Genomic DNA, 9,302 nt, shown 5'->3' with positions numbered 1-9,302 from the left:
TGACGATTAAATTTTAGTTTAATTGTTGTTATCCGTTTTTGTGAAGCGGAAATTGAAGTATATAGAAATCACGCTTAAACTAAGATAAAAAACTAGTCTAAGCGCGTAAATTTATAAAATTTATTAAAACATCGTAGCTAAAAAAGTTTTAAGAGAAATTTTATTGTTAAAAATAATATCCTGAGTGCGTTTATTGTAATTAAATTTGGATTCATAGCTATTGCCGTTTTGGACAAAAACTCCGCTATCAAGTAAGCTTTGATCTATCATAGCTTTTTGATCTTGCAAATTTTTAAACAGAAATTCCCCGGGCGTAGTGTCTATCTTAATATATCCGTTTAAATTCAAAATTCTCATAATGCTATACATCATAGAAAAATCTTGCCCACTTGAAGGATCTAATGAAATTTCCAAATTTGACTCATATGTTTTATTGTCACTATTCTTAAAATTTAGCTTTTCAAACACGAGCCTAGGTCCTCTTTGAAGTATCGTTTGAAACATATTTTGAAGCTCTTGAAAATACAGTTCGTCATCTTTAGCTTTGGAATTTAAAATGCCTTCTATGGATTTTTTATCAATATTCTCAACTCTTGTATCTATAACAAAATCAACAAGCTCTATATCATCATACTTGATTTTAGCAATCTTAGTGCTATCAACTTGGGCTATAGTTTGGCTGTCTGTTATCAGTTTAGTATCGCTAGATATATCGCTTATATCTAGAGAATTTTGCATAAAATTTAAGCCTATTTTTTTGATATTGGTCTTAGCAACATCATTGGCGAAAGTATAGTTTGCAAGACTTGACATATCAAGAGGTTTTTCGTATATAACATCATAATGAATACCCTCAAAGGTAATATTCATAGAATCGTCATTAACTTTTATAAAGTCATTTGAAATTTTGCTCTGCAAAATTTTATAAGCATCATCAAGCTTAAAATCCATAAAAGTATCAGCCATATTAAATTTAACTCCATCCACTTCTTTGTTTATCTTAACAAGCTCGAAACGGGCGTTTTTGTCCCCGCCTATCTTTTCGATCACTTTAAATTTAAGAGGCTTAGCGGTGTCAAAAATTTTATTTGATACATCTTTTAAATTTTCGCTTGCTAGCTCTACATCACCGATAGTTTCAATTCCATTTATCAAATTTGAAACTCCATGACTTATAGAAGAGGTGATTTTGAGCTTTAAATCCTCCTTAAGACCATCTTCTTTATTAAGAGCAAAAAGATTGTTTATGCTATCTTTTTTGATAACAACATCAAAATTTCCGTTAGAAGCAAAGAATCCTGCGTTAAATTTCTCATTTTCTACCGCAACAGCCTCTACACTCTTTATACTATTAAGAACGCTATAAAATTTCTCCTCCACTTTCATAGAGTAAAATTTAAGCCCTCCAAATATCAAAGCAGCCAAAACCGCTACAAATATTAAAATTTTCTTCAATTTTTTTCCTTTTTTTTAGTTACTTGTTGTAGATAAAACCAAATAGAACCCAAAAGCACAAACATAATAATAGGCATAATCCAACCGTGCGAGCCGAAATACGAGCCTATATTCATAAAAATTTCACCCATATAAAAGCTTCCCACACCAAGCGCAATAGCCCAGAGGATAGAGGCAAGCAAATTTAAAACACCAAATTTGACCACAGGATATTTCGTAAGACCGATAGCGATAGGCACTAAAGTCTTTATGCCATAAACAAATTTTTGCATAAAGATCACTTTATCCCCGTGTCTTTTCATCAAAATATGCGAGTATGCAAGCTTGCGTTTATGATTTGCAAGATAGGGCATGACGGCTTGTTTGTTGTAGCGGCCTACATAAAAAAGCATCATATCGCCTATAGTGTTTGCCGCTGTCGCCACTACGATACTTACGCTTAAATCCATTTTCCCGGCATAACTCAAAACTCCTGCTGCAATGATGGCAACCATACCGCCGCCAAGAGAGTACAAAAACAAAACTATATATCCATAAGTGGATAGCGATGTGAGCATATCTTGCAAAGGCTATCCTTAAAATTTAGAAAAAGCGTTCATCAAAGATGAAAAGCCGTATGAGTCCATCTTAGGAGAGCTTTCGTTGCTTTTTGATATTACTGCCCCGCCAAAGCTTGCTCCTGCGAAAAATCCATCATTGCTTGCGTAGGCATATATGCTGCTTGAAAAGCTAAAATCGCTCATCTTAGCGTAGTTATCGCCTATATCTCCAAACGCAAACGAAGCTCCAGCTTCTATGGTTATCTTTCCTTGCTTGATATCTTCTATAAGGCTATCTTTCATTATAAATAGCACTAAAGAGCTGTTTTCATAACCTATCTGAAGCCCTATGCTTCCGCCGCTTATCTCCACTGGCACAAGCTCGCTTGGCGAGTAAGGATTGCCCAGTACCATTATACCCTTGCCGTGCATACCGCCAAGAACTAGTCCTATTTTTTTCACACTAGGAAATACAACTACCGCCTTTGCATTTTGCATAAGCGCCTTTGTCGGAGCGGAGCTGTTTTTTCTCATCGTTAAGGTAAATGAATTTGAGGCATCAAGCACAAGTTCATCGTTTGCAAAGAGCAAAATCGCACTAAAAATTATCAGTAAAATTTTCTTCATCAAATACCTTACTTCGCGTAATCAACCGCGCGAACTTCTCTTATAACATTTACTTTTATCTCGCCCGGATACTGAACCTTATCCTCGATCTCTTGCGCTATCTCCTTAGCTACAAGCACCGCTTCATCGTCGTTTATAAGTTTTGCATTGGCTATAACGCGAATTTCACGTCCTGCATTTATAGCGTAAGCTTGTTTGATACCCTCTTTGCTTTTTGCGATATTTTCTATCTCTTCAACGCGTTTTAAGAAGCTTTCAAGAACCTCTCTTCTAGCGCCCGGACGCGCCGCACTTAAGCAGTCAGCCGCACAAACGGCAGCGCTCTCTACGCTTGTTGCTTCTTCATGACCGTGATGAGCATATATAGCATTTATAACGACAGGGTGTTCTTTGTAACGTTTGCAAATTTCAGCGCCCAAATCAACATGGCTTCCCTCGTATTCGTGAGTTAAAGCCTTGCCTATATCATGAAGAATTCCAGCTCTTTTTGCAAGCTTCTCATCTCCGCCCGTTTCTGCAGCTATTATACCTGCAAGATGAGCCACTTCAAGACTATGCGCAAGTGCGTTTTGTCCGTAGCTAGCTCTAAATTTGAGCTTGCCTATTAGCTTTACGATCTCAGGATGCATCTTGCTAAGACCAAGGTCTATTACTATATTTTCGCCCTCTTCCATTATGCTGGCTTCAAATTCTTCACATACTTTTTTATGTATATCTTCAATTCTTGCAGGCTGAATTCGTCCGTCTTCCACCAAAAGCTCGATAACCCTCGTAGCGATTGCACGTCTGTAAAGATTAAAGCTGCTTAATATAATCGCGTTAGGAGTATCGTCAATTATGATATCAACACCCAAAACCATCTCAAGGGTCTTGATATTTCGCCCCTCTTTTCCGATGATTCTTCCTTTTAGCTCATCGTTTTTGATATTTACGACATTAATTAGTCTCTCAGCCGCAAATTCGCCCGCAAAGCGCGAAGTAGCCTGAGCAAGGATGTAATTTACTCTCTTTTTGGCTTCTCTTTTAGCCTCTTCTTCATGTTTTCTTACGATATGAGCGATATCTGCGCGACTCTTTTCTTCAACCTTCTTAAGCACGACTTCACGAGCCTCTTCTTCGGTTAAACCCGCCGCATGCTCAAGCACCTTAAGCGCTTCTTGCAGTTTAGCTTGATAGCTTACCTTTAAATTTACGCCCTCTTCGTATAAATTTTTAGCTTCGGTTTTTGATCTTTCAAGCTCGTCTTTGCTCTCTTTTAAAATTTCTTGTTCGTTTAAAAGAGCTTGCTCTCTCTTGCCAAGCTCGTCAAATTTCTGCCCGTACTCTTTTTGTAGCTTAATTGTCTTATCGTCATATTTTTTCTTGGCTTCAAATTCAGCCTCTTGAACTGAAATTTTAGAGTTTTTAAGCGTTAATTCAGCCTCATACTCGATTGCCTTTGCTTTTGCTTTTGCCTGTTCTAAAAATATATTATAGTTTGCGTCATTTATCTTTTTGGCGACAAGATATCCTGCGCCAACGCCCACCGCACCTGCTCCTAATCCTACTAAAACTTCTATCATAAGTTCCTCTTTTTATATAATTTTTGGTAGGGGTAATGTAAAAATCACCTTGGATATCGTGATTTTGAGTGATGATTTTATCGATAAAATTCTCTTTAATCTGAACAAATATCACAATAGGTCGGTAAGGTAAATCACTAAAAAATCTATCATAAAAACCTTTTCCGTGCCCTATCCTAGCCATATTTCCGTCAACCCCAAGGACGGGAACGATAGCTACGTCTATCCGCTTGTTTAAAAATTTAGGTGAGATAGGCTCTTTAATCCCAAATTTTGAACGCTTTAGCGGAAGTTTTGATTTTACCATTTTTAAACTAATATCAAACATAAACGGAATAAAAATTTCATATTTTTTACATAATTTTCTCTTTAAAATTTGCAAATTCGGCTCGGACGGCAGAGGAATAAATATCAAAATTCGCTTAGGTCTTAACTCGTCAAGCAAATTTAAAAGCGGCTCAAACATCTTATAATGCGATGATTTAGCCTTGAATTTAAGCTCTCTTTTTATTCTTATTCTGCTATCTTTTCTAAAATTTTCTTTTTGCAAAATTTAACACTCATTTTATGAAAGTAATGTATAATTCACGCTGAACTTCAAATTTAACAACAGGAAACTATATGAAATTCAGACTACTGATTATAACATTTTTAATATTTTTTGTAAGCGGTTGCAGCGATACGGATAAAAAATCAAGCAATGATACTCCAAGTGTGCAACCAGCCAAAACAAGTGAATCAAAAGAGATAAAAAAAAGCGATAACCAGACAAATCAAGAGATAAAACAAGCGGAAATCAAAGAGGAACAAAAGCAAGAGGCCAAAAAAGAGACGGCCAAAAAAGACGATGCAACTTCAAATGATCCATTTGAGCTTACATTCTTAAACGAAGAGAAGATAAAACTTCAAAAATTTGATCGCGGAGTCAAGGTTGAAGGAAATGATCAGGCGATACTTTTTAACTTTTTTGCCACTTGGTGCCCTCCTTGTAAGGCAGAGATACCGCACTTAAACAACTTGCAAGATAAATTTAAAGGCAAGCTTAAAATCATAAGCGTTTTGATGGAGGATAAGGCAAAAGACGAGATTGAAGCGTTTGCTAAGCATTACAAGGTAAAATTTGATATAACTTACGGCGCGAACAACTTCCACTTCGCAAAGTCTTTAGGTGGAGTTGTCGGCATACCGTATATGGTGCTTTATAAACCGGACGGGACATACGCGACTCACTACGTAGGGCTAGTTCCTGAAGAGATGCTAGAAAGCGATATAAGTAAGGTGATTAACTGATGTTTGGATTTTTTAAAAAGGGGCTTGACAAAACACTTGAGGCGATTCGCTCCTCAAGACCGGCGGATAAAAAAATTTCAAAAGAAATTTTAGAAGAGATGCTTTTAGAAGCTGACGTAAGCTACGAGATAGTCGAAGAGATCATCTATTATCTTCCGCCTCAAGACGAGGTTAAAAAAGATGATCTAAAGAGAATTTTAAAGACTTATTTCATATACGAAAATGTCGCAGAGATAAAGCCGGATAAGCCCTTTGTAGAGCTTATTTTAGGCGTAAATGGTGCGGGTAAAACTACAACCATCGCAAAGCTTGCAAATTTATATAAAACTTCTAATAAAAGCGTTATTCTAGGAGCTTGCGATACATTTAGAGCAGGAGCCATCGAGCAGTTAAAACAGTGGGCAAAACGCATAGAAGTTCCTATCATAGCTACAAATCAGGGACATGATCCTTCGGCGGTCGCTTTTGATACTATCTCTTCAGCACTCGCAAAAAACATAGATAACGTACTTTTAGATACCGCCGGCAGACTTCAAAATCAGACAAATTTGGCAAATGAGCTTAGCAAGATAGTTCGAATAAGTGCTAGAGCTTATGAAAATGCGCCTCACCGTAAAATTTTAGTGCTTGACGGCACTCAAGGCAACGCCGGAGTTGCTCAAGCTAAGGCGTTTAACGACATAGTTAAGCTTGACGGCGTTATCATAACAAAACTTGACGGCACGCCTAAGGGCGGAGCGCTGTTTGGGGTAGCAAGAGAACTTGAGCTACCTATACTCTACATCGGAGTCGGTGAAAGCATGAACGATCTAGTTAAATTTGAGCCTAACGAATTTGTGGATACCTTAGTAGACGGGATGTATAGCTGAAATTTTAGCTATAAAATTTGTGTAACAAAATAAATTTATTTGCATGCTGAATTTAATCCTTTTCTCCTATTAACTTTGATAAAGAAAAACTATCAAAACCCACTCATTTCAGGGCTTTTATTGCCTTGTTTTTGTAGTTTAGCAAAAAGTTATGTCAAAGTTCAAGCAAAGTCTTCTCTAGCTCTAATTTTATATATAAATTTGTTATCATTAAAGAGCTGTGCTATAACATCTGTTAAGTTAATAGATGTTGATAGAGTTTTTGCCTCTACTATTGAACGACCGAGAGATAACGAATTTATAGAGTATAGAAGATGACGATATCATAGTAGAGCAAAGTTGATGACACCAAAAGGGCTTGAATTGCTAAAACAAAAGCCAAAGAGCTTACAAAATGGTAAAAGCTTTGGCGAGAGTCTGAAAGAATACGCTAAAAAAGGAATTGACGCAGGCATAAGCACGACGCAAACGAGATATTAAGCTCATCGTTTGCCTTTGTTTCTAAGCTTATGAGTTAGGATTTTTAAATTCTATGGTTTTTTGTTCGCCAGAATTAGGTGGGTATACTCCTAAAATCTTATCTAAAAAATAGTCCGTGCCGATTACTTTTAAATTTCTATCTACGTATGTATGTGTTATTAAAGTTCCAGCTATCTTATCGCCACATCCAAATACAACTTCATGATTTTTTAGTTTATTGATCCAATTGTTATCAATTATTTTGACATCTATGTTTTTGCCATGTATGATAGTCCATTTGCTATCTCCAGCCAAATCAGGCTTTTTAATAAAAAAGCTTCCTTGATACTCGCTCTTATCCTGCACGACACCCTCTACGTCTAGCGGGTCAAAAGTATAGTCACCCACAAGAGCTAAATTTTCATCTTGAACCATTATGACAGGAGGCCTTTTAAATCCTTTTGAATTTTTTGATATGTCTGAAAGAGATTTGAGTATAGAAGACTTATCTACACTATACCCATAGCTTTTTAACCCAGCTTCATCTATTACTTCAGCAATAATTTCATCTGTAGCTTTTGGTAGCTCTTTTGGCTCTTCTTGCAATTTTTTAAGAAGCAAGTGTTTTGCTTTTATAACAAAATGTGCCACTGTATCTTTTACGGCTTCTTTAGGCTTTTTAATAAAATTTGCTATAACTTCATCGGGTATTTTTTTAATATTGTCATGTAAAAAAGTTTTTAGCGATCCGCTAGATACACCATCAAGTATAACTTCTGTATCCATTTCTGCATTTAAACAAGAGCAGATAGCGTTGTTTAAATCGTTTATGCTATTAAGCAAAGAGAAACATCTTTAAAAAATTCTACGCTATTTTGTTGTTCTTCTATCTCAATATGTAGGCAGTATGTATTATCTTTTTGCATTATATCTCCTATATTAAGTTAAAATTTAGCCGACAAATCGGCTAAATTCAAAAGCTTCCCTCTCTTTTTTCAAACATCAGATAAGCAACGTAACTTATAGCAAACATCACAAGGCTAGGCACTATCCATCCAAGCATTGCGTCATAAAAAGGCATAGTCTTTACAAACGGAGTTAAAAGCGGTATAGATACGCCTATGATATCAAGACCGTTTACTAGCCCAACGACAACGCAAGTATAGACGCAAGAGCGATACACAAGCTTGCTTGAGTCGATAATAGGATTAATAAGCGAAAGAATTATCAAGATAATGGCTATAGGATATATAGCGACAAGAACAGGTATGCTGCCTTTTATAATGGTAGTAAGACCGAAATTTGCCACGCCAAAGCCTATTAAACACCACAAAACAACCCAAATTTTATATTTCACTTTGCCGTTTGTAAGCTCCTCAAAATACTCGCTCGCAGAAGTTATAAGCCCAAGAGTGGTAGTTAGGCAGGCTAAGAAAAACGCAGAGCCCAGTATAACGACACCTATCTTACCGAAGTAATAATCGCTGACTTTTGACAAAAGAGCCGCACCGTTTATTTCAGTAGTATCCTTAAATAACTCGGCTGAAGTTGCACCAAGATATCCAAGCATAAGATATATCACCATCAAAATAATTCCCGCCATCATTCCGGCCTTAATCGTAGAAACAACCATATGACGCTCATCGTGAACTCCGTTATCTTTGATAGCGTTAATTACGATGATACCAAAGGCAAGCGAAGCTAAAGCATCCATAGTCTGATAACCCTCCACAAATCCCTTTGATGCGGCGTGATTGGCATACTCTCCCACTGCCGTTCCGAATTCTCCGATAGGGTATAAAAACCCTGCCCCAAAAAGCAAAAGTATAAGTATCAAAAGCAAAGGCGTAAGGTATCTTCCAAGGAGCTTAACAAGCCTTGAAGGATTTAAACATACGTAGTAATTGAGCGCAAAATAAGCCGCCGAATATACAAAGAGCCAAATTTGAAGATTACTAGCCTCTATAAACGGCTTAATCGCTATATCAAAAGGCATATTAGCCGCTCTTGGTATGGCAAAAAGAGGCCCTATCGTAAGATACAAAAGAACTGTAAAAACTATCGCAAAAACAGGATCTATGCGCCTAACTAAATTTTGCAAACCCTTAGCTCTTGCTATGCCTGCAACCCCAAGAACGGGTAAAAGAACCGCGGTAGCGCAAAAAAACATAATAGCTATATAAAAATTCTCTCCCGCATCCTTGCCTAAAGTCGGCGGGAAGATGAAATTGCCCGCACCAAAAAACATGGCAAAAAGCGTTAATGAGATAACCAAAAACTGATTTTTACTTAATCCGGGTTTCATAAAAACCTCCATTTCAAAAACTTTAACCGTTAATTTTATTTTTATTAAGTTTAAAATAAATTTATTTTGGTGCTATTTTATTAAAATTTATTAAAATTATGTTTCATTTTGAAATAGATAAATGAAATTTGTGTAAATTTTGATTAAACAAATTTAAGAATACAAAAATTTAAATTCACTATTTTCGTAAATTTTA

The 9,302-nt window shown here is 36.4% G+C and carries 10 protein-coding genes; 3 read left to right on the top strand and 7 right to left on the bottom strand.

What is annotated here, in order from left to right; translation table 11 throughout:
- Positions 1–123: 123 nt before the first annotated feature.
- Genes CDOM16188_RS02030 through CDOM16188_RS02010 form a run of 5 tightly spaced genes read right to left on the bottom strand, consistent with a single transcriptional unit; the run spans position 124 to position 4,733 of the window.
- A complete protein-coding gene (locus CDOM16188_RS02030; protein WP_172197945.1) occupies positions 124–1,455 on the bottom strand; it encodes a DUF945 family protein in 1,332 nt (443 codons plus the stop codon).
- Positions 1,452–2,021 (bottom strand): DedA family protein, encoded by a 570-nt coding sequence (locus CDOM16188_RS02025; RefSeq protein ID WP_172197942.1) that lies wholly within the window; start codon positions 2,019–2,021, stop codon positions 1,452–1,454. The genes CDOM16188_RS02030 and CDOM16188_RS02025 overlap by 4 nt, the downstream gene beginning before the upstream one ends.
- 9 nt (positions 2,022–2,030) lie before the next feature.
- Complete coding sequence (locus CDOM16188_RS02020) at positions 2,031–2,621, bottom strand: lipid-binding SYLF domain-containing protein (protein WP_172197939.1); 591 nt, start codon at positions 2,619–2,621, stop codon at positions 2,031–2,033.
- An 8-nt stretch (positions 2,622–2,629) separates the two neighbouring features.
- The gene (gene rny / locus CDOM16188_RS02015; protein ID WP_169942981.1) at positions 2,630–4,183 is read right to left on the bottom strand and encodes a ribonuclease Y; all 1,554 of its coding nucleotides are present in this window, start codon (positions 4,181–4,183) and stop codon (positions 2,630–2,632) included.
- Entirely contained in the window at positions 4,104–4,733 is a 630-nt protein-coding gene (locus tag CDOM16188_RS02010) for a 5-formyltetrahydrofolate cyclo-ligase (RefSeq protein WP_172197936.1), read from the bottom strand. The genes rny and CDOM16188_RS02010 overlap by 80 nt, the downstream gene beginning before the upstream one ends.
- Positions 4,734–4,804: 71 nt before the next feature.
- Here CDOM16188_RS02010 and CDOM16188_RS02005 point away from each other — a divergent pair, with 71 nt between their 5' ends.
- The 3 genes from CDOM16188_RS02005 (at position 4,805) to CDOM16188_RS01995 (ending at position 6,822) form a co-directional block, all read left to right on the top strand.
- On the top strand, positions 4,805–5,473 hold the full coding sequence (locus CDOM16188_RS02005) for a TlpA disulfide reductase family protein (protein WP_172197933.1): 669 nt from the start codon (positions 4,805–4,807) through the stop codon (positions 5,471–5,473).
- Positions 5,473–6,342 carry a signal recognition particle-docking protein FtsY gene (gene ftsY / locus CDOM16188_RS02000; protein ID WP_172197930.1) on the top strand — a complete coding sequence of 290 codons (870 nt, stop codon included), beginning with the start codon at positions 5,473–5,475 and terminating at the stop codon, positions 6,340–6,342. The genes CDOM16188_RS02005 and ftsY overlap by 1 nt, the downstream gene beginning before the upstream one ends.
- A gap of 342 nt (positions 6,343–6,684) precedes the next feature.
- Positions 6,685–6,822, top strand: a complete 138-nt coding sequence (locus tag CDOM16188_RS01995; protein ID WP_172197927.1) for a hypothetical protein — start codon at positions 6,685–6,687, stop codon at positions 6,820–6,822.
- Between the two features lie 27 nt (positions 6,823–6,849).
- Here the strand turns inward: CDOM16188_RS01995 and CDOM16188_RS01990 are convergent, their stop codons facing one another.
- Positions 6,850–7,587, bottom strand: a complete 738-nt coding sequence (locus tag CDOM16188_RS01990; RefSeq protein WP_172197924.1) for a hypothetical protein — start codon at positions 7,585–7,587, stop codon at positions 6,850–6,852.
- Positions 7,588–7,774: 187 nt separating this feature from the next.
- Positions 7,775–9,106 (bottom strand): branched-chain amino acid transport system II carrier protein, encoded by a 1,332-nt coding sequence (brnQ, locus tag CDOM16188_RS01985; protein ID WP_169942977.1) that lies wholly within the window; start codon positions 9,104–9,106, stop codon positions 7,775–7,777.
- Between the last annotated feature and the right edge of the window lie 196 nt (positions 9,107–9,302).

The organism is Campylobacter sp. RM16188 (assembly GCF_012978795.1).
GTDB lineage: Bacteria > Campylobacterota > Campylobacteria > Campylobacterales > Campylobacteraceae > Campylobacter_A > Campylobacter_A canis.
The sequence above is the reverse complement of the archived record's forward strand: the minus strand, read 5'-3'. Positions and strand labels throughout refer to the sequence as shown.